The following is a 20,215-nucleotide window of genomic DNA, read 5'->3' on the forward strand; positions in this document are numbered from 1 at the left end:
GGTGGACCAGACGCAGGCGGCGGCTGAAGCGGCGGGCGGGTATTTCGCCATGGACGGCTATGCGGCCTACATCTGGCCGGCCTACGGCATCGCCGCCGTCGCCATCGTCGGGCTGGTGCTGTGGTCGGTGCTGCGCACCCGCGCGCTGGAGCGCCGCGCCGCATCCCTGCGCCGCGAGGGCCGGGCCCGCCGATGACCACCAAGCGCCAGCGCCTGACCCTGATCCTGGTCGGCCTCGGCCTGCTCGGCGGCGCGGCCGGGCTGGCGCTGTCCGCGCTGAGCAGCACGGTGATCTATTTCCGCAGCCCGACCGAGCTCACCGCCGAGGCGCCCGCGCCCGACCAGCGGTTCCGCGTCGGCGGCCTGGTCAAGCCGGACAGCGTCGACCGGCAGGCGGACGGCAGCATCGCGTTCGTCGTCACCGACGGCAGCACCGAAATCGCGGTCAGCTTCGCCGGCGTGCTGCCGGACCTGTTCCGCGAGGGCCAGGGCGTGGTCGCCGAGGGCTTCCTCGCCGCGCCGGGCCGGTTCACCGCCGATACCATCCTGGCCAAGCACGACGAGACCTACATGCCGCCCGAGGTGGCGGAGGCGCTGCGCGAGCAGGGCCACTGGCAAGGCGAATAGCCCGCCGCCATGATTGCCGAACTCGGACACTACGCGCTGGCCCTGGCCCTGGTGATCGCCGTGCTGCAGTCGGTGGTGCCGATGATCGGCGCCGGCCGCAACGACGACCGGTTGATCGGCTTCGCCTCGCCCTGCGCCCTGATGCAGCTGACCCTGGTCGCCGCCGCCTTCCTGGCGCTGGTCAACGCCTATGTCACCTCGGACTTCTCGCTGCGGGTGGTCGCCGAGAACAGCCACGTCGCCAAGCCGCTGCTCTACAAGATCAGCGGGGTGTGGGGAAACCACGAGGGCTCGATGCTGCTGTGGGCGCTGATCCTCGCCGGCTACGGCGCCGCGGTGGCCTGGTTCGGCGACCGGCTGCCGAAGACGCTGCGCGCCCGGGTGATCGCGGTACAGGGCATGATCGGCGTCGGCTTCCTCGCCTTCATCCTGCTCACCTCGAACCCGTTCGACCGCCTGGACCCGGCCCCGATCGCCGGCATGGGCCTGAACCCGGTGCTGCAGGACCCGGCGCTGGCCGCGCATCCGCCGATGCTCTACCTCGGCTATGTCGGCTTCTCCATCGCCTTCTCCTTCGCCATCGCCGCGCTGATCGAGGGCAAGGTCGACGCCGCCTGGGCGCGCTGGGTGCGGCCATGGACCCTCGCGGCCTGGAGCACGCTGACCCTCGGCATCGCGCTGGGCAGCTGGTGGGCCTATTACGAGCTGGGCTGGGGCGGCTGGTGGTTCTGGGACCCGGTGGAGAATGCCAGCCTGATGCCTTGGCTGGTCGGCACCGCGCTGGTGCACTGCGTGCTGGTTGTCGAGCGCCGCGAGACGCTGAAGGCGTGGACCATGCTGCTGGCGATCCTGGCCTTCGGCTTCAGCCTGCTCGGCACCTTCCTGGTGCGGTCGGGCGTGCTGACCTCGGTCCACGCCTTTGCCGTCGACCCGGACCGCGGCCTGTTCGTCCTGCTGCTGCTCGCGATCGCGGTCGGCGGCGGCCTCGTGCTCTATGCCCTGCGCGCGCCCAGCCTGCGCAGCGGTCCGGGCTTCGCGCTGGTCAGCCGCGAGGGCGGCCTGGTGCTCAACAACCTGCTGCTGTCGGTGGCCGCGGCGACGGTGCTGCTCGGCACCCTCTATCCGCTGTTCGCCGAGGCGGTGACCAGCGAACGCGTGTCGGTCGGTCCACCGTTTTACGCCGCCACATTTGTGCCATTGATGACCCCCATGGTGGCCGCAATGGCGGTCGGACCGATGCTGGCGTGGAAAAAGGGCGATCTTGCCGCTGCGCTGGGCAGGCTGGCGATCGCGTTCATGCTCTGCCTCGCGGTGGTTGCGGGTGCGTGGTACCTCAGCGGCGGCGGGCCGGTGCTGGCCCTGGTCGGGCTCGGGCTGGCGGCGTGGCTGGTGTTCGGCGCGGCCACCGACCTGGCCGAGCGGATCGCACTGTTCCGGCGTCCGCTGCCGGTCAGCCTGCGCCGCGCCGCGGGAGTTCCGCGCGGGGCCTATGGCGGGATGCTCGCCCATGCCGGGCTCGGCGTCCTGATCGCCGGCGCGGTGGCGGCCACCGCCTGGAAGACAGAGCGCATACAGATGATGCGGATCGGCGATGCCGTCGACGTGGCGGGCTTCTCGCTGCGTCTCGACGGCGTCGAACGGCACGACGGCGAGAACTATGTCGCGGAGCGCGCGCGGATGACGGTGCTGCGCGACGGCGCGGAGATCGACGTGCTGACCCCTGAGCGGCGCCTCTACCCGGTGGAGCGCCAGACGACGACGGAAGCCGCCATCCGGGGCGGCGTGGCGGGAGACCTTTACGCGGTGATCGGCGAGCCCGACGGCAATGGCGCCTGGGTGACGCGGCTCTACTACGAGCCGCTGGTCGGCTGGATCTGGTTCGGCGCGGTGATGATGGCCGCCGGCGGGGTCTTGTCGCTCAGCGACCGCCGGGTCAAGATCGGCGCGACGGCGCGCAAGCGCGGCGCCGCCAGCCTGGCCATGGAGGCCTGAATGCAGGAGGTCGGAACCTCGTCCGGCAGCCCGGCCGGCCGGCCGCGCGCCTTGTGGGTGGTGGCGGTGCCGCTGGGCGTGTTCGGCGCCGTGATCGGCTTCCTTGCCTACATGCTGCTGCTCGACGACCGCGACCCCGGCTACATCCCCTCCGCGCTGGTCGGCCAGCCGGCGCCGAGCGTTGCCGGCGCCTCGCTGATCCCCGGCGCCGCGCCGGTCGGCGACGACGTGTTCGGCCACGGCGAGCCGGTGCTGGTCAATTTCTTCGCCTCCTGGTGCGGCCCCTGCCAGGTCGAACACCCGGTGCTGACGGCACTGGCCGAGGAGCACGGGCTGACCGTGATCGGCATCAACTACAAGGACGACCCGGCCGCCGGGTTGGGCTTCCTCGGCGACTACGGCAATCCCTATGCCCAGGTCGCGGTGGACCCGAACGGATCGATCAGCGTCAACTGGGGCGTCACCGGCCTGCCGGAGACCTTCATCGTCGACGGCGACGGCACCGTGGTCTATCGCCATTTCGGGCCGGTGCTGCCGGCGCAGCGCGAGGCCTTCCTGGCCGAGGTGGAGGGCGCGTCGTGACGGGAGCCTCCACGGTGCTGGCCCGCATGGCATTGGCGGCCGCGCTGGGCTGGCCGGCGGCGGCCGGCGCGGTCAACCCCGGCGAGCAGATGGCCGACCCGGCGCTTGAGCTGCGCGCCCGCGCGCTCTATGGCGAGTTGCGCTGCGTGGTCTGCCAGAACCAGTCGATCGACAGTTCCGACGCCGAGATCGCGGCCGACATGCGCGCCCTGGTGCGCGCACGCCTGGAGCAGGGCGACAGCGACCAGGCGGTGCGCGATGCGATGGTGCTGCGCTACGGCACCTATGTGCTGCTCGAGCCGCCGATGCAGCCGCTGACCTACGCGCTGTGGTTCGGCCCGCCCGCCGTGCTGCTTGCCGGCATCGTCGGCATCGCCGTGTGGCGGCGCCGGGGCCGCGTGCCGGCGGGCGCGGCGGAGGACGAACGGCCGCTGACCGACGCCGAGCGGCTGCGACTGGCCGAGTTGATGGACTCCGACGACAGGGAGCAGCGCGCATGACCGACGCCGTGCTGTTCTGGGCCGTCGCGGTGATCGTCACCGGCTTCGTGCTGTTCGCGCTGTTGCCGCCGCTGCTTGGCCGCACCGCCCGTCTCGGCGGCCGCGACGCATCCGCGCAACGGCTCTACCGCAGCCAGCTGAAGCAGATCGACGACGACGTCGCGCGCGGCCAGGTCAGCGCCGGCGAGGCCGAGACCATGCGCAGCGCGATCGCACGCCGGCTGCTGCAGGCGGCCGACGGCGCCGACAGCGCGGAGGCGAAGCCGCAGCGCGCGCGCCGGGCGCGGGGCTGGGCGGCGACGATCGCGCTGGCGGCGCCGGTCGCCGCCGTCGCCGTCTATCTCGGCGTCGGCCAGCCGGGCATGCCCGACCAGCCGATCGCCGGCCGCAAGGACGTGGCCGACATCGAACAGGCGCGCCACACCGCCGAGGCGCTGATCAGCGAGATGACGCTTGCGGTCGAACGCGACCCCGACGACCTGCGGTCCTGGGTGCTGCTCGGCCGTGCCTATGCAGGCCTCGACCGGCTGGACGAGGCCGCCGACGCCTATGCCCATGCGGTGGCGCTGGCGCCGGGCCAGGCCGACCTCAGCGCCGCCTATGGCGAGATCCTGGTGATGCAGGCCGGCGGCCAGGTCACCGAGCCGGCGGTCGCGGCGTTCCGCGCCACGCTCGATCAGGTGCCCGACGACCCGCGTGCCCAGTATTACCTCGCGCTGGCGGACCTGCAGCGCGGAGACGCGGCCGCCGCCCTGGCCGGATGGCAGCGGTTGGCCTCGGAATCGCTGCCGGATGCGCCATGGATGGAGGCGGTCAACGCCCGTATCGCGGAGGCCGAGCAGGTGCTGGGTGCCGACGCCACCCGACTGGCCCTCGGCGACACCCGCGACGAAGAGGCCTCCGGCGAGGCTGCCGATGCCGATGCCGCTGCGGACAGCGACGGTATCGGCGAGACCCGCATGGCGGACGCGGAGCCGGCGACCACCGAGGCGGCCCAGGCCGAACTTGCGGCGGAGGCGCAGGAGCCGCCTGCCCCGCCGCCCGCCCCGCCGGCTGCCGTCGCGGCGGCGCCGATGCCGGCCGAGCGGTCGTCGGTCCAGGGCACCGGTGCCACCGTGGCGCCGGGACCCTCGCAGCAGCAGATCGACGACATGATGGCGCTGTCGGCGGAGGAGCAGAGCCGCCGCATCGGCGAGATGGTCGCCGGGCTGGCCGCGCGTCTGCAGGACGACCCGCAGGACGTCGACGGCTGGATGATGCTGGCCCGCTCCTATGTCAACCTGGGCCAGATCGGCGAGGCGGAGAACGCGCTGGCGAACGCGAGCCGCTATGGTCCGACCCGCGTCGATGCGCAGATCGCCTATGTGCGGATGCTGCTGCAGGACCGGCCGGTCGACGCGCCGGTGCCGACCGAGGCGGTGGCCGCCCTGACCCATGTGATCGAGCAGGATCCGACCCATCCCGACGCGCTGTGGCTGCTCGGCCTCGCCGCCGCGCAGCAGCGCGACTTCCCCGGCGCGCGCCAGTATTGGCAGCGGCTGCTCGACACGCTGGAGGTCGGCAGCGAGGCCTATGTCGACGTCCAGTCCTACATCGCCGCGCTGGCGGACGGCAGCTCCCTGCCGGACGGCACCGACGGCACGGAGAGCCCGGTGGACAGCACCAACGCCGTCGGCGGCATGCCGTCGCAATAGCCGTGGCGGACCCGCATCCGGCACCGCGCATGGTGCCGCTGGCCCTTGCACGGCTGGAACCGGCCGACGCCGTCGCCGCGGCGCGCGATTTCGCGACGGCGATGGCGACCCGGCGCACCGTTCGCGACTTCGATCCGACGCCGCCGCCGCGGGAAGCGATCGAGGCGGCGCTTGCAGCGGCGGCCTCGGCGCCGTCCGGCGCCAATATGCAGCCCTGGCACTTCGTGGCGGTGAGCGATCCGGCCGTCAAGGCGCGCATCCGCACGGCGGCGGAGGAGGAGGAGCGCGCGTTTTATGAAGAGCGTGCGCCGCAGGAGTGGCTCGATGCACTCGCCCCGCTCGGCACCGACTGGCGCAAGCCGTTCCTCGAAGTCGCCCCGTACCTGATCGCCATCTTCGCCGAACGCTACGGCCGATTGCCCGACGGGCGGCGGGTGAAGCACTATTACGTCAGCGAGTCGGTCGGGATCGCCACGGGCCTTCTGATCGCCGCGCTGCACCGGGCGGGGCTGGCGACCCTGACCCACACGCCGAGTCCGATGAGCTTCCTCAATGCGATCCTCGGACGGCCGGACAACGAGCGGCCCTATCTGCTGCTGGTCGCCGGCTACCCGGCGGAAGGCGCGACGGTGCCCGACATCGCGCGCAAACCGCTCGCCAGCGTGGTGGATTGGCTCTGACCCGTCCGGGTCGGACTTCTGGAGGTCTGGAACCCGATGCCTCGCGTCTCTGTCGTCGCTTTCGGCAGTGCGTTGATCGCTGCCGCCCTGCCCGCACGGGCGAACGATTCCTCGGCGTCGATCGGCGCCGGCGGCCTGCAGCTGGTGCCGAACAGCGCGGTCAGCCTCGAACGCGAGGACCTGACCATCGCACCCGACCGGGTCACGGTCCGCTATGTGTTCCACAACCAGACCGCGGCCGACTTCGACACGCTGGTCGCCTTCCCGCTGCCGCCGATCGACCTCTCGCAGATGTACGAGACCGACTTCGGCATGCTGGGCACCGAATCCGACAACTACATCGGCTTTTCCGTCAGCGTGGACGGGCAGCCGGTCGAGCCGATGTCGGAGTCGCGGGCGACGGTGATCGGCCACGACGTCACCGCACGCCTGGCCGAATTCGACCTGCCGACCACGGGCTTCGACGTCGCCATGCTCGACCGCCTGGCGGCGCTGCCGCCGGCCGACCGGGCGACGCTGCAGGCCGAAGGCATCGCCCAGTTCGACGACTATGGCGGCACCGTCACCGCCTTCCCGACCTGGACCTTCCAGACCATCTACTACTGGCCGCAGCACTTCCCCGCGAACAGCGATGTCGTGATCGAGCACAGCTATCGGCCGATCGCCGGCGGTGCCCTGTTCGGCGCGGTCGATGCCGAGACGATCATGAAGGGCGACGACGAGGCCTGGGACCGCTTTTGCCTGGATGCGAACCTGCTGCAGCAGGCGGCCGCGCGGGCCGGCACCGGCTATCTGCGTGCCTGGACGGTGGACTACATCGTCACCACGGCGAACAACTGGGCAGGGCCGATCGGCAGCTTCCACCTGACCATCGACAAGGGCGCGGCGGACTGGATGGCCGCGGCCTGCGTCGCCGGCCTGGCCGAGACCGGCCCGACCACGCTGGAGGCGACCATCGCCGACTTCACCCCGCGGGGCGAACTGGCGGTGCTTTTCCTCGAAGGGGCGCCGCTGGAATAGGCCGGCGGCGCGCCGGCCGGCGCCTCATCCGATCCGCACCGCGTTGGTGACGACGGGGAACACCCCGACGATCGAGGTGACGCCGCTGCTGGTTCGCAGCGACTGGAAGGCGAAGTTCCACTCGTTGCCGCAGCGATAGCCGACCGTGGTCGCGTTGCAAACGCCGCCGCCGCGATAGGCCCCCGGGTCGAGAAAGCCGACGGAACCCTGGAATCCGAGCGACGCATAGGCGCCGGTCAGCATCGAGACCTGGTGCGCCGACTGGAGCTCGCTTCGCTCGACCTGGCTGATGCCGCGTCCGACGCGCTTTTCGAACGCGTCGACCGCGCCGGAGAACTGGCCCTTGGCATTGGCATGCGCAACCAGCACGGTCCCGTCGGGCGCCTTCGATCCGATCCCGAAGGTGCAGCCGTTCATCGTGCAGGTGAAGCAGAAGCCGGCGCCCTTGCCCAAGGCCACGAACCTGGCGGCCCCTTCCGAATATTCGCAGACATAGCTGAGCAGCGCCTTGTTCGGATCGGAATGCGCGGAGCGGCCCAGCGCCAGCACCCGGCAGTCGGTCGCCGAAGCTGTGCCACCCATCCGGCCCTTCGGAAAGTCGACCTCGCGGAACTCCAGATACTCCGGCTGGCCGGGATTCCGCGCGACGTTGATTTCCGCGGTCGGCATCACGACGTTGTCTTCGAGGAACTTGACGATCATCGCAGGCGTGGCATTCAACCCCGAATAGTCGATGTGCAGCATTTCGCCCCCTGGCTTCGCGCGCACGCAGGAAAACCCGACCGCCAACAAAGTGATGCCGATCACAGTTTCATAAGCACCCGGTGCTTCGTCTGTTTATTGAGAGTCGTTTATGACTATTCGGAAATAAGCGCTGCAGACTCTTCTGCTATACACTTCCGAGACACGATGGCGTGACCGCACGCCGCGCCGGCGGATCAGTAGCCGCGCCGTGGATCGACGCGATAGCGCGGCTCCCGGCCGGCCCACACCCGGCGAATGTTCTCGACCAGCAGCGAGGCCGCACTGTCCGGGTTGGCCATGCTGGCCATGTGCGGCGTGATCACGAGGTCGCCGCGCGTCCAGAACGGGTGGCCGGCCGGCAGCGGTTCCTGGCGGAACACGTCGAGCGACGCGCCCGAAAGCCGGCCGTCGTCCAGCGCGGCGAGCAGGTCGGCCTCGACCAGGTGACGACCGCGGGCGCAGTTGATCAGCGCGGCGCCGCGCGGCAGCCGGTCGAACAGGCGCCGGTCGAGGATGTCCTCGGTTTCCGGCGTCAGCGGCAGCAGGCAGACCAGGATCGCGCATTGCGGCAGCATCGCGGCCAAGCCGTCCGGCCCGTGGAAGCCGGCGACGCCGTCGATCGCGTGCGGGCTGCGGCTCCAGCCGAGCACGCGGAAGCCGAGGCCGACCAGTCCTTTCGCCGCCGCGGTGCCGAGTTCGCCCAGGCCCATCAGCCCAACGGAGCGCTCCTGCGCCGGCGGGGCGATCTCCTCGCGCCAGATGCCGGCCGCCTGCTGGCGGGCGAACATCGGCATCAGCCGATGGTGATAGAGCACGTGCAGCGCGACATATTCGGTCATGCACTGGGTCAGCAGGCCGTCGACCAGGCGTGCCACCGGCACGTGATCCGGCAGCCGCGGGTCCGACAGCAGCCCGTCGACGCCAGCGCCGAGCGACTGGATCAGGCGCAGGTTTGGCAGCGAGGCGAGCAGACCCGGCGGCGGGTTCCACACCAGCGCGCAATCGATGGCGGCGGGATCGTCGACGTCGTCCGGCCAGACGCGCAGGCGGATGTCCGGCGCCATCCGCGCCAGCTTTTCGCGCCAGGGCCCGGCCGCGTCGATCGCCGAATGGAACAGCAGCTCGGGCATCAGCCGTCCGCGCGGTCGCCCGCAGCGCCGGCCGGCGACGGCGCGGCCAGGCGCAGGCGATAGACACCCTTGAACGCCTCGGGATCGGCCGGTCGGCCCTTGCGCAGGATCTCGATCCGCCCGGCCTTGGCCAGCCGGACCGCGGCGAGGCGGACGCGGCCCATCAGCGCCTGCCATTGCTCCGGCGCCAGCGCGCGCGCAGCGTCGTTGGGCGCGATCGAGCCGCCGGCCGCGCAGGCACCGGCAAGGGCGAGGATTTCGGCCTCGATCGCCGCGTCGGACACGTTGCGGCGCTTCGGCGGCTGCTGGTCTGGCCTGGACATCGGCCAGCCTTAGCTTAGGGTCTGGGTCGGCGCAACAGGCCGGCGGCGAGACCATGGACGATCCGCACATTCTGCTTCTGCTGGCGGCGGTGGCCGCCTTCGTCGGGCTGCATCTCGTCCTGGCGCTGCCGGCGATTCGCGCGCGCCTTGTCGCCCGTCTCGGCACCGGACCGTTCCGCGGACTCTATGCGCTGCAATCGACCGTGACGCTGGTGCTGACGGCCCTCGCCTATCGCGACGCACCCTATGTGCCGCTGTGGACCGTGCCCGCGCTCGCCTGGCTGCCGGTCGTGCTGATGCCGGTCGCGCTGTGGCTGGTGGTCGGCGCGCTGTCGACCCGCAACCCGACCGCGATCGGCGGCGCGGCCGCGGCAATCCCGGCCGGCGACGCCCTGCCGCTGACCACCGCGGTCACCCGCCACCCGATGCTGTGGGGCGTGACGCTGTGGGCGCTCGGCCATCTGGCCGCCAACGGCGACCTGGCCTCGCTGTTCCTGTTCGGCGGCATGGCGGTGCTGTCGCTCGCCGGCATGGCGGGCATCGATGCCAAGAAGCGGGCGGACCCCGCCTTCGATTTCGCGGCGTTGGCCGAACGCACCTCGCTGCTGCCGCTGGCGGCGACCCTGGCCGGCCGCAACCGGCTGCGCGCCGGCTGGGCCGATGCGCTGCGGCTCGCCGTCGCGGTGCTGCTCTACGTCGGCATCCTGCACGGCCATGCCTCGGTGTTCGGCGTCTCCCCCTACCCGCCCGGGCATGACCTGCCGGCCTCCGGCGTCACCTCCTCCCAATAGGGCCGTTCGCCGAAACGCGCGGCCAGGAAGTCGATGAACGCCCGCACCTTGGCGGACAGGTGCCGGCTGTGCGGGTAGATCGCATAGATGCCGAGCGGGTCCTCGCAATAGGCCTCCAGCGCCGGCACCAGCCGCCCTTCGTGCAGGTCGCGCCAGACGATGAAGCTGGGCAGCAGCGCGACCCCGTGGCCGGCCAGCGCGGCCTGCCGCAACACGTCGCCGTTGTTGGCCTGCAGCCGGCCGGCGATGCGCACAGCCTGGTCGCCGAACCGCCACAGCGGTCCACGGCGCAGATAGGTGTAGACGAGGCACTCGTGGGCGGAGAGGTCGGCCGGTACCCGCGGCACTCCGTGTCTGGCCCAATAGGCCGGCGACGCCACCAGCTTCGGCCGCGTGATTGCCAGCCGGCGCGCGATCAGGCTGGAATCGTCGAGCTCGCCGATGCGGATGGCGAGGTCGTAGCCGTCGGCGACCAGGTCTGCATAGCGGTCGTCCAGCGTCACCTGCACGTTGACCCGCGGATAGGCGCCCATGAAGCCGCACAGGCTCGGCACCACATGCAGGCTGCCGAAGCTGAACGGCATGTTGACCCGCAGCATGCCGCTCGGCTCCGCGCTCATCCGGGTGACCGCGAGCTCGGCCTCCTCGGCCTCGGCCACCAGCCGGGTGCAGCGCTCGTAGAACGCCTCGCCGATCTCGGTCAGTGCCAGCCGGCGCGTGGTCCGGTTCAGCAGCCGGGCGCCCAGCCTGTCCTCCAGCCGGCTGACGTGCTTGCTGACGGCCGACTTCGACAGGCCGAGGTCGCGGGCGGCCGCGCTGAAGCCGTTGGCTTCCACCACCTTGGCGAAGACCGCCATCGCGGCGAGGTTGTCCATCGACATCGCGCGGCCGCGCCCGCTCACATGCCCGGGTTCTCGTCGGCGGTGCCGATCACAGTCTGGTCGTATTCGATGATCGCCCCGGTCATCAGGCCGGACTCGTCGGACACCATGAAGGCGAGCGCGCGGGCGACGTCGTCCGGCTCGATCAGCCGGCCGAACGGCTGCACCTTCGCCGCCTCCTCCAGCCAGTTCTCGCCGCGGTTGTGCACCGTGGTCTGCACCACATGCTCCCACGGGGTATTGGTCCAGCCGATGTTGAGCATGTTCACCCGGATGCGGTCGCGCTTCAGGCTGTTGGCCAGGTTGCGGGTCAGCGTCATCAGCGCGCCTTTGGTGGTGGCATAGGGCGTCAGGAACGGCGGGCCGCCATAGGCGACGATCGAGCCGACGGTGGCGATCGCCCCCGCGATCTTGTGCTTGCGCATCACGCCGACCGCGCGCTGGGCGAGGAAGAACGGCGCCCGCACGTTGACGGCGAACAGGCTGTCCCAGACCTCCGGCGTCGTGTTCTCCACCGAGCCGCGGGTCGACAGGCCGGCGACGTTGACCAGCGCGTCCAGACGCCCGAAGCGCCGCTCGGTCTCGTCGATCACGTGGAAACAGGCGTCGACATCGGCCAGTTCCGCCTGCACGAACAGCGCGGGACAGCCGCCGGCGCCGATGTCGGCGGCCACCGCCTCGCCGCGTGCCGCGTCGCGGCCGCAGATCGTCACGCCAGCCGCGCCGCGCGCCGCGATCAGCCGCGCCGTCGCCTCGCCGGACCCGCTGGTGCCGCCCGTCACCACCGCGACCTTGCCGGCGAATTCGCCGGACCGTTCTTCGCTCATCGTCGTCTCCTCCCCTGATCGGTGCCCGCCTCCGGTCGTTGCCGCCGGCCGGCCCGGCGCCGATAGCGCATCGGAACGTCGGGGCGCAATCGGGAAATCGGCAAGCCGCTGGCGCCGCGCCTTAATGATTTGGCAATCGACGTCGGCTCATCTGGCATCATGCACGATGCCCCCAACATCTTCGCGGCGCCGGCAAACCGATGGAGCGACCGCACCGCCGCAACGCAGGGCCCGCCCGCGCAGCCCGCACGCCAGCGGGCCGGCTGGCTGGCCGCGGCGGCGGTCTTCATCGCCTGGGGCGCACTGGCCGCGGTGGCCGCCGCGATCTGGCTGCTCGCCGACTGAACCCGACCGGCGTGCCTCAGGCCGGCAGCGCCCTCGCCCCGCCGCCCATCCCATCGACCAGCGCGTGCAGCCACTCGGCCAGGTCGTCGACCTCGAAATGGATGTGCGCGCGATCGCCGTCGTCGAGACCCGGCTCGTCGTTGCCGCGGACCAGCACCGTCGCCATGCCGCGCGCGGCGGCCGGCTGCAGGTTGCGGCCGATATCCTCGAAAAAGGCCGCGCGGCGCGGATCGACCCCGTGGGCGGCGACCATCCGGTCGAACGCCGCCTGATCCGGCTTCGGTTCGAAATCGGCGGCGACGATGTCGAACACCGCGTCGAACAGGTCGAAGATGCCCAGCCGCTCCGCCACCCGCTTCGCGTGCATGGTGCTGGCGTTGGTATAGATCAGCCGACGCCCGGGCAGGCGCGCCAGGGCGGCCCGCAGTCCGGTCGCCGGCGCAAGCCCGTCGAGGTCGATGTCGTGGACGAAGCCCAGAAACTCCGCCGGGTCGACTCCGTCGTTGCTCATCAGGCCGCGCAGCGTCGTGCCGTGCTCGAGATAGTAACGCCGCTGCAATGCGCGGGCCTCGTCGAACGCCAGCCCGAACCGCGCCCCGATGTAGTGGGTCATCCGGTCGCGCACCTGGGTGAACAGGTCGGTCGTCGCGGGATAGAGCGTGTTGTCGAGATCGAAGATCCAGGTGTCGATCGCCGTAAAGCGCGGGAACGGCAGCGGGGTCGGCGGCGTGTCGTTTGGCATGCGCCACATATAGGTCATCGGCGAAGCGAACGCGATACTCGGCGTTAACGGGCGCAAACCGGGCGTTGATCATTCGTTAGTATGTTGTGGCGATAGTCATTTCGCAGTTCAGCCAACAGGTAACACCCATTACCTTGAGCGCGACCTCACCAGCCGTGATTCCGCAGGCGCGCGACGGCGCCAGCCCGGAGCTGGCGCCGCTGCGGCGCGAGCGCGACCGGTTTGCGGCCTTTTCCTTCTGCGTCGCCGACATCCTGCTGGAGCTGGACGACGCGCAGACGATCGTATTCGCCACCGGCGCGGTGAAGGCCCTTTTGCACCAGGCGCCCGATGCGCTGGCCGGCCGGCGGCTGGTCGAGATCGCCAGCCGGGAATATGCCGGGCTGGTCAATGCGGTGCTGTCCAGCGCCCGGGAGCAGAACCGCATGAGCCCGGTCTCGATCCGGCTCGGCGGTCAGAACGGGCCGACCCCGCCGCTGCAGACGACCGGCTATTACCTGCCCAACCTGCCCGGGCTGGGCGGCCGCTACTATCTCGCGCTGCGGCTCGACACGGCCCAGCTCGGCCCGCCGCGGCAGCGCAACCCCGAGACCGGATTGCTCGACACCAACGGCTTCGCCGATTCCGTCGCGCGCCGGCTGTCGCGCGACAGCGATGCGGACCTGAAGGTGACGCTGGTCCAGGTCGGCAACCTGGAAACGCTGCGTCGCAAGCTGGACGAGGAAAGCCGCAAGGCGCTGATGGTGACGATCGGCGCCTATCTGCGCGCCAGTTCGCTGGACGGCGACAGCGCCGGCCAGTTCGATTCCGATCATTTCGGCCTGCTGCGCAGCGGCGAGGCGAGCATCGCGCCGGTCTGCCGGCAGCTGCGCGAATTCTCCCGCTCGATCGATCCCGACGGCGTAGGCCTCGACATCGCCGACGCCGATTTCTCGCCGGAGGCGATCGGCCTGGATCCGTCCGCCCTGTCGCGGCGCGACATCGCCCGGGTGCTGGTCCACGCCATCAACGCCTTCGACGCCGACGACGAGGACCTGAACATCGACGACATGGCCCGCTCGCTCGGCACGGTCGCCCGCGCCACGGTCGGCCGGATCGCGCGGTTCCGGACCACGGTCGCCGAGGGCGCGTTCTCGCCGGCCTTCCAGCCCATCGTCGACATCGCGACCGGCCGCCCGCACCATTTCGAGGCACTGGCGCGGTTCTCGCACGACAGCGAGGCTTCGCCCGGCACCGACATCCGCTTCGCCGAGGATCTGGGCCTGATCACCGAGTTCGACCTCAAGATGACGGGCAAGGTGATCGACTGGCTGCGCACCAGCAACAAGCTGGGCATGCGCTATCACATCGCGGTCAACCTCTCCGGACGCTCGCTGAGCTCGCGCGCCTTCGTCGAGCGCCTGCTGGTCCTGCTCGACGAAGCCGGCGACGTGCGCGAGCAGGTGCTGTTCGAGGTGACCGAGACCGCCCGGATCGAGGCGGTGACCAAGGTGTCGGCCGTGCTCGGGCGGCTGCGCGAGCTCGGCCACCGCATCTGCCTGGACGACTTCGGCGCCGGGGCGGCCACGTTCCAGTATCTGCGCGCGTTCGACGTCGACATCGTCAAGCTCGACGGCGCCCTGGTGCACGAGGCGGCGACCAGCCACAAGGGCAAGGCGTTCCTCGGCGCCATCGTCGGCATGTGCGAGGAGCTGGGCATCGCCACGGTGGCGGAGATGGTGGAATCCGAGCAGATGATGCGCGTGGTGCGCGATGCGGGCGTGCCGCTGGCGCAGGGATTCTTCCTCGGCCGGCCGGCGGCCGACGTCAGTGCCTATGAGGCGCCGCGGCCGACCTGCTTCGAGGATCGCAAGAACAGCCGTCTGGCCTCCTGACGCCACCGGCCCGGTGGCCGTCGGCGCGGCGGCCGTCTATGCTCGCCCGCATCGGCAGCGGCAAGCGGCGGGCTCATGAAGATCGGCATCATCGGCGCGGGCGGCGTCGGCGGATACTACGGCGGCAGGATCGCCGCGGCCGGACGCGCCACCGTGTGGTTCCTCGCCCGCGGCGCGCACCTGGCGGCGATGCGCAGCGCCGGGCTGCGCATCCTCAGCCCGCTCGGCGACGCGCACGTCCCGCATCCGAACGCCAGCGACGACGCTGCCGCCATCGGCCATTGCGACGCGGTGCTGATCTGCACCAAGCTGTGGTCGCTGGCCGAGGCGATCGAGGCGGCGGCGCCGATGGTCGGGCCCGATACCGTGGTGATCTCGATGCAGAACGGGGTCGACGGCGAACCGGCGGTGCTGGCCCGCTACGGGGCCGCGCGTACCGGCGGCGGCACCGTCTGGATCCCGGCCGAGATCGCCGAGCCGGGCGTTGTGCGCCAGAACAACCCGATGACGCGCTTCATCGTCGGCCCGCTCGACCGGCGGCCGGACCCGCGCATCGCCGCGCTGTTCCACGCCGCCGACCTGCCGGAGGTGCAGGCCGAGCTGTCGCCCGATATCGAGGTCGATATCTGGCGCAAGTTCGTCATGCTGGCCTGCCACAGCGGCGCCACCACCGCCATGCGCATGCCGATCGGCGGGGTGCTGGACCGCGACCGTCCGCGCTTCGAGGCCGCACTGCGGGAGGCCATCGCGGTGGGGCGCGCCGTGTGCCCGCGCCTGCCGGCCGACCTGTTCGAGACCACCATGGCCGGCGTCGCCGCGATGCCGTACCAGATGAAATCGTCGATGCTGCAGGACCTGGAGCGCGGCGGCCGCATCGAGCTCGACTGGCTGTCAGGCGCCATCGTCCGGCTGGGCCAGGCGCACGGTATCGCCACCCCGACCCATGAGGCGCTGGTGGCGGATGTACGCCGCGAGGCGGCGAAGACCGGTTCCATGGTCTGAAACGGAGGAGCCGCCGCCATGGCTGACAAAGACTTCGCCGCCCTCGGGCTGGCCTTGCGCAACGACGGATTCTGCGTCGCCCGCGGGCTGCTGCCGGCCGACCTGATTGCGGCGCTGCGTGCGCATGCCGCCCGCATCGTGCCGACCATCGACGACGCCCACCGCGCGCGCAACCGCTCGCAGGGCAGCCTGGTCCAGCTGGCCGAGCACCCCGAATTCGCCGAGGTGATCGGCGCACCGGCGCTGCTTGCCGCCTTCGCCGGCTTCGGCTTCGCCGACACGCGCTACAGCGGCGGCTACCTGATCAGCAAGCCGCCGCACAGCCCGGCTTTGTTCTGGCATCAGGACTGGTGGGGCTGGGACGATCCGATCTCCTACACCGCCGCCATCGCCCAGGTCTTCGTCATGATCTATCTGACCGACACGTCGCCCGCGAATGGCTGCCTGCGGGTGATTCCCGGCAGCCACCGCCGGCGCCACCCGCTGCATGCCGCCCTGCAGGCGCACGACGAGCGGCTGTCGCGGGTCGAAGATCCCGGCGATCCGCTCTACCAGCCGCGCGACGACGCCGTTCCCGTGCCGGTCGCCGCCGGCGACGTCGTGTTCGGCGACGCGCGTCTGTTGCACGCGACCCATCCCAACGACAGCGACGCGGAACGCAGCCTGCTGACGCTGTGGTTCCATCCGAACCACGGCACGCTGCCGGCGGCGATGCGCATGACCATCCGCCAGGTCTATGAGCGCCGCACCGGCGACACCGACCCGGCCGGCCCGGAACCGATGACCATCGACGACTGGCCGGAGGCCGCGCGGCGCCGGATCGCGCCGGTGCAGCTGCCGCCGATCAGCGGCGTCGCGCCGCACCCGTGGAACCGGATCCCGCACTGGCTGGGCGCCGAGGGCATGCAACCGGCCGGCGGCTGAGCCGCTTTCCTCTTGCCCTGCCGTCCGCTGTCATGGAACCATCGTCGCCATGGGAGGAACGGCGTGCGATCCACGGCGCCGGCACAGACCCGGCGCACCGCGCGACCGCCTCGACAACCCCCAACGAGAGGGAGGCGGCGATGACAAGAGAGGGCTCTGCCGCGCCGAGATGCGCGGCCCTGGTCGGTCCCTATCTGTCCGGCAAGACGACACTGCTCGAGGCGATGCTGCATGCCTGCGGCGCGATCCAGCGCAAGGGCAAGACGGCCGACGGCAATACGGTGGGCGACTCCAGCGCCGAGGCGCGGGCCCGCTCGATGTCGACCGAGGTCAGCGTCGCCGACGCCAGGTTCCTGGACGACCGCTGGTCGTTCATCGACTGCCCGGGATCGTTCGAGTTCACCCAGGAAACGCGCAACGCGCTGCTGGTGGCGGACGTGGCGGTGGTGGTCTGCGAGCCGGCGATCGAGCGCGTCTCCGCTCTCGCCCCACTGTTCCACTATCTCGACGAGTATGACATCCCGCACATGCTGTTCATCAACAAGATGGACAGCGCCAACGTGCGCGTGCGCGACATGATGGAGGCGCTGCAGGCGGTCTCGAAGCAGCCGCTGGTCCTGCGCCAGGTGCCGATCCGCGAGAGCGACAAGGTCACCGGCTATGTCGACCTGGTCAGCGAGCGGGCCTACCAGTACCGCCACGGCGAGGCGTCGGCGCTGATCGAGCTGCCGCCGGCGGTGCAGGACCGCGAGCACGAGGCGCGGCAGGAGCTGCTGGAGACGGTCGCCGACTTCGACGACAGCCTGCTCGAGCAGTTGCTGGAGGATATCGAGCCGGACAAGTCGGCGGTCTACAAGAACCTGGCCGCCAACCTGCGCGAGGACCGGCTGGTTCCGGTGTTCCTCGGCTCGGCGGAGCACGACGGCGGGGTGCGCCGGCTGCTGAAGGCGCTGCGCCACGAGACGCCGGGGGTCGAGCACACCCGCGCCCGCTACGGCATCGAGGACGGCGGCGAGCTGCTGGCCCAGGTGTTCAAGACCATCTACGCCGGCCACACCGGCAAGCTGTCCTATGCCCGCATCTGGCGCGGCGCGCTGAAGGACGGCACCACGCTGGGCGACGAGCGGGCCAGCGGCCTGTTCAGCCTGTTCGGCGGCAAGCACGACAAGATCGGCGAGGCGCCCGAGGGCGCAGTCGTCGCGATCGGCCGCATGGACAAGGTGCAGACCGGCGCGGCGCTGAGCCCGTCGGGCAAGGCGGCCGGCGTCGAGTGGCCGGCGGCGATCCCGCCGGTGTTCGCCAGCGCCATCGTCACCGAGAACCGCGGCGACGAGGTCAAGCTCAGCGGCGCGATCCACAAGCTGATCGAGGAGGACCCGGCGCTGCAGGTCGAGCACAATGCCGGGACCCACGAGATGGTGCTGTGGGGCCAGGGCGACGTGCATCTGGCGGTCGCCGCCGACCGCCTCGCCCACCGCTTCAATGTCGCCGTCTCCCGCTCGCGGCCGCAGGTCGCCTATCAGGAGACCATCCGCAAGGCGGTGCAGCAGCATGCCCGGCACAAGAAGCAGAGCGGCGGCCACGGCCAGTTCGGCGACGTGCACATCGAGGTCAAGCCGGTGGCGCGCGGCGAAGGCTTCCAGTTCCTCGACGAGATCACCGGCGGCGCCATCCCGCGCCAGTTCATCCCGTCGGTCGAACACGGGGTGAAGGAGTATCTCTCGCGCGGGCCGCTCGGCTTCCCGGTGGTCGACATCGCGGTGCGGCTCTACGACGGCCAGTTCCACACGGTCGACAGCTCCGACCAGGCCTTCCGCGCCGCCGGCCAGCTGGCGATGCGCGAGGCGATGCCGAACGCCAGCCCGGTGCTGCTGGAGCCGATCTACAAGGTCTCGATCGACGTGCCGTCGGACCACACCAGCAAGATCAACAACCTGATCACCGGCAAGCGCGGCCAGATCCTGGGCTTCGACGCCAAGCAGGGCTGGGCTGGCTGGGACACGGTCGAGTGCATGATGCCGCAGGCCGAACTGCGCGACCTGATCATCGAGCTCCGGTCGGTGACCCAGGGTTCCGGCACCTTCCGCTTCAGCTTCGATCACATGGCCGAACTGACCGGTCGGCTGGCCGACCAGGTGGTCGACGAGCGCACGGCGATCGCGGCGCAGTAGGCCGGGCGGGGCGCCTGCGGCGCCCCGCCTCAGTAGAGTTCGCTGCGGTACTCCTGGTCGATGTAGCGCTCGATCTCCGGCACCGGCGGCGCCAGCTTGGCGTGGTCGCGCACCGCCTCGGCCAGGCTGGACAGGTGGTCGACCGCCGGCCATTGCGGCTGCTGCCACAGGCTGGAGCGGATCATGCACTTGCCGCAGTGGTAGAGCACACGCTCGACCGCGACCACGATGGCCAGCTTCGGCGCCTTGCCGTTCATCGCCATCGACTGGCACAGCGCCTCGTCGCGCACGATCCGCGCCCGGCCGCTGACCCGCAGCGTCTCCGTGCGCTGCGGCACCAGGAAGATCAGCCCGATCTGCGGATCGTCGATCAGGTTGTGCAGGGTGTCGTGACGGTTGTTGCCGAGCCGGTCGGGGATCGCCAGCGTGTGCGGGTCCAGCAGCCGGACGAAGCCGGCCGGGTCGCCCTTCGGCGACACGTCGACCCAGCCGTTGCGGCCGCGCGTGCCGATGACGACGAACGGCGCAGCGCCGATGAACTTCGCGCAGTGCACGTCGAGGTGGTCGATCACCTTGTTCGCCGCCGCGTCGCTGACCGGTTTCGATCCCGCACGCAACGCCTCGTGCGTTGTCACCACCTCCTGGAAGCGCCGTTCCAGCTGCTCGTAGCCCATGCCGTTCTCCTTCCGCTCCGGCCCGGATTGAGCCAGATGCGACGACGGCAGGCAACCGGCACGAACGCACCGGCCATCGCGCGCGGTCCGGCCGGCGCGCCGCGGGCCCGCGCGGGCGAAGGCGCTATATGGCGGCCGGAACCGCCCGGAACCGCGCCTCGGCGTCGCGGAACACCGCGCGCGCGTGATCGATGTCCCACGGCCGCTCGACCAGCGTCTCGTGGTCCCATTCGCTGCGCGGGACCGGCGGCGCGAAGAAGTCGCCGCCATAGACGTGCAGCGCGGTGGTCATCTTGCCGATCGGGTTGGTCACCGAGTGGATGATATTGTGGCCCAGCGTCGCGATGTCGCCCGTGCCCAGGGAATCCGCGCCCGCCGCCTCGATCCCGCCGGCGGTGCGGCGCCAGAACACGTTGTCCTCGCGGCCATGATAGATGCCGATCAGCGCGAACATGTGGTGGTTATGCGGCATCAGCGACATGTAGGGCGCCCAGGCGAAGTTGATGATGGTCAGGTCGTCGGCCCGACACAGCGGCACGATGCCTGCGTTCTTCGGCTCGCCCAGCGACCGGGCGACGGCAGCGGGATCGGACAGGGCCTCGGCCAGGACCTCGCGGACCGCGGCCTGGCCGTCGCCAACGGCCGCCTTGCACGACTCGATGAAACGGTCGGGGTCGAACATCGCATCCCCC

Annotated in this window: 22 protein-coding genes; 14 read left to right on the plus strand and 8 right to left on the minus strand. The window is 70.9% G+C overall.

The features are described 5' to 3' along the window. The first annotated feature begins 1 nt into the window (after position 1). The 8 genes from ccmD to R3F55_23580 are packed head-to-tail and all read left to right on the plus strand — an operon-like array spanning position 2 to position 7,095. Complete coding sequence (gene ccmD, locus R3F55_23545) at positions 2–196, plus strand: heme exporter protein CcmD (protein MEZ5670349.1); 195 nt, start codon at positions 2–4, stop codon at positions 194–196. Then, positions 193–627, plus strand: a complete 435-nt coding sequence (ccmE, locus tag R3F55_23550; protein MEZ5670350.1) for a cytochrome c maturation protein CcmE — start codon at positions 193–195, stop codon at positions 625–627. Before ccmD ends, ccmE begins: the two co-directional genes overlap by 4 nt. Positions 628–636: 9 nt before the next feature. After that, entirely contained in the window at positions 637–2,619 is a 1,983-nt protein-coding gene (locus R3F55_23555; protein MEZ5670351.1) for a heme lyase CcmF/NrfE family subunit, read from the plus strand. After that, positions 2,620–3,201, plus strand: coding sequence for a DsbE family thiol:disulfide interchange protein (locus tag R3F55_23560; GenBank protein ID MEZ5670352.1), 582 nt, complete (start codon positions 2,620–2,622; stop codon positions 3,199–3,201). Next, positions 3,198–3,701, plus strand: coding sequence for a cytochrome c-type biogenesis protein (locus R3F55_23565; protein MEZ5670353.1), 504 nt, complete (start codon positions 3,198–3,200; stop codon positions 3,699–3,701). Before R3F55_23560 ends, R3F55_23565 begins: the two co-directional genes overlap by 4 nt. Beyond that, positions 3,698–5,395: a c-type cytochrome biogenesis protein CcmI gene (gene ccmI, locus R3F55_23570; protein MEZ5670354.1), complete on the plus strand. Its 1,698-nt coding sequence runs from the start codon at positions 3,698–3,700 to the stop codon at positions 5,393–5,395. Before R3F55_23565 ends, ccmI begins: the two co-directional genes overlap by 4 nt. Positions 5,396–5,424: 29 nt before the next feature. Next, positions 5,425–6,075: a nitroreductase family protein gene (locus R3F55_23575; GenBank protein ID MEZ5670355.1), complete on the plus strand. Its 651-nt coding sequence runs from the start codon at positions 5,425–5,427 to the stop codon at positions 6,073–6,075. A 36-nt stretch (positions 6,076–6,111) separates the two neighbouring features. After that, complete coding sequence (locus tag R3F55_23580) at positions 6,112–7,095, plus strand: DUF4424 family protein (protein ID MEZ5670356.1); 984 nt, start codon at positions 6,112–6,114, stop codon at positions 7,093–7,095. Between the two features lie 24 nt (positions 7,096–7,119). On the opposite strand, the gene R3F55_23585 is transcribed toward R3F55_23580, so the two are convergent. From R3F55_23585 to R3F55_23595, 3 genes are all read right to left on the minus strand, one after another. Next, positions 7,120–7,839, minus strand: a complete 720-nt coding sequence (locus R3F55_23585; protein ID MEZ5670357.1) for a hypothetical protein — start codon at positions 7,837–7,839, stop codon at positions 7,120–7,122. 194 nt (positions 7,840–8,033) lie between these two features. Then, the gene (locus R3F55_23590; GenBank protein ID MEZ5670358.1) at positions 8,034–8,969 is read right to left on the minus strand and encodes a glyoxylate/hydroxypyruvate reductase A; all 936 of its coding nucleotides are present in this window, start codon (positions 8,967–8,969) and stop codon (positions 8,034–8,036) included. Next, the gene (locus tag R3F55_23595) at positions 8,969–9,292 is read right to left on the minus strand and encodes a DUF3253 domain-containing protein (protein ID MEZ5670359.1); all 324 of its coding nucleotides are present in this window, start codon (positions 9,290–9,292) and stop codon (positions 8,969–8,971) included. The genes R3F55_23590 and R3F55_23595 overlap by 1 nt, the downstream gene beginning before the upstream one ends. 53 nt (positions 9,293–9,345) lie before the next feature. Here R3F55_23595 and R3F55_23600 point away from each other — a divergent pair, with 53 nt between their 5' ends. Beyond that, a complete protein-coding gene (locus R3F55_23600; GenBank protein MEZ5670360.1) occupies positions 9,346–10,083 on the plus strand; it encodes an NnrU family protein in 738 nt (245 codons plus the stop codon). Here R3F55_23600 and R3F55_23605 read toward each other — a convergent pair. Both R3F55_23605 and R3F55_23610 read right to left on the minus strand, forming a co-directional pair. After that, positions 10,032–10,964 carry a LysR family transcriptional regulator gene (locus R3F55_23605; protein ID MEZ5670361.1) on the minus strand — a complete coding sequence of 311 codons (933 nt, stop codon included), beginning with the start codon at positions 10,962–10,964 and terminating at the stop codon, positions 10,032–10,034. The genes R3F55_23600 and R3F55_23605 overlap by 52 nt on opposite strands. Positions 10,965–10,981: 17 nt before the next feature. After that, positions 10,982–11,791 carry an SDR family oxidoreductase gene (locus R3F55_23610; GenBank protein ID MEZ5670362.1) on the minus strand — a complete coding sequence of 270 codons (810 nt, stop codon included), beginning with the start codon at positions 11,789–11,791 and terminating at the stop codon, positions 10,982–10,984. A gap of 159 nt (positions 11,792–11,950) precedes the next feature. Between R3F55_23610 and R3F55_23615 the strand changes: the two genes are divergently transcribed. Next, positions 11,951–12,136, plus strand: a complete 186-nt coding sequence (locus R3F55_23615; protein ID MEZ5670363.1) for a hypothetical protein — start codon at positions 11,951–11,953, stop codon at positions 12,134–12,136. Between the two features lie 16 nt (positions 12,137–12,152). Here R3F55_23615 and R3F55_23620 read toward each other — a convergent pair whose 3' ends face one another. After that, a complete protein-coding gene (locus tag R3F55_23620; protein ID MEZ5670364.1) occupies positions 12,153–12,887 on the minus strand; it encodes a pyrimidine 5'-nucleotidase in 735 nt (244 codons plus the stop codon). Positions 12,888–13,012: 125 nt separating this feature from the next. Between R3F55_23620 and R3F55_23625 the strand changes: the two genes are divergently transcribed. From R3F55_23625 to R3F55_23640, 4 genes are all read left to right on the plus strand, one after another. After that, a complete protein-coding gene (locus R3F55_23625) occupies positions 13,013–14,752 on the plus strand; it encodes an EAL domain-containing protein (protein ID MEZ5670365.1) in 1,740 nt (579 codons plus the stop codon). A 75-nt stretch (positions 14,753–14,827) separates the two neighbouring features. Next, the gene (locus R3F55_23630) at positions 14,828–15,754 is read left to right on the plus strand and encodes a 2-dehydropantoate 2-reductase (protein MEZ5670366.1); all 927 of its coding nucleotides are present in this window, start codon (positions 14,828–14,830) and stop codon (positions 15,752–15,754) included. Between the two features lie 18 nt (positions 15,755–15,772). After that, positions 15,773–16,678, plus strand: coding sequence for a phytanoyl-CoA dioxygenase family protein (locus R3F55_23635; GenBank protein ID MEZ5670367.1), 906 nt, complete (start codon positions 15,773–15,775; stop codon positions 16,676–16,678). A gap of 140 nt (positions 16,679–16,818) precedes the next feature. Continuing rightward, on the plus strand, positions 16,819–18,849 hold the full coding sequence (locus R3F55_23640) for an elongation factor G (GenBank protein MEZ5670368.1): 2,031 nt from the start codon (positions 16,819–16,821) through the stop codon (positions 18,847–18,849). Between the two features lie 29 nt (positions 18,850–18,878). Here R3F55_23640 and R3F55_23645 read toward each other — a convergent pair whose 3' ends face one another. Continuing rightward, positions 18,879–19,523 (minus strand): pyridoxamine 5'-phosphate oxidase family protein, encoded by a 645-nt coding sequence (locus R3F55_23645; protein MEZ5670369.1) that lies wholly within the window; start codon positions 19,521–19,523, stop codon positions 18,879–18,881. Positions 19,524–19,647: 124 nt separating this feature from the next. Next, positions 19,648–20,205, minus strand: a complete 558-nt coding sequence (locus R3F55_23650; protein MEZ5670370.1) for a hypothetical protein — start codon at positions 20,203–20,205, stop codon at positions 19,648–19,650. Positions 20,206–20,215 lie beyond the last annotated feature (10 nt).

This window comes from Alphaproteobacteria bacterium (assembly GCA_041396705.1).
Lineage (GTDB): Bacteria > Pseudomonadota > Alphaproteobacteria > CALKHQ01 > CALKHQ01 > CALKHQ01.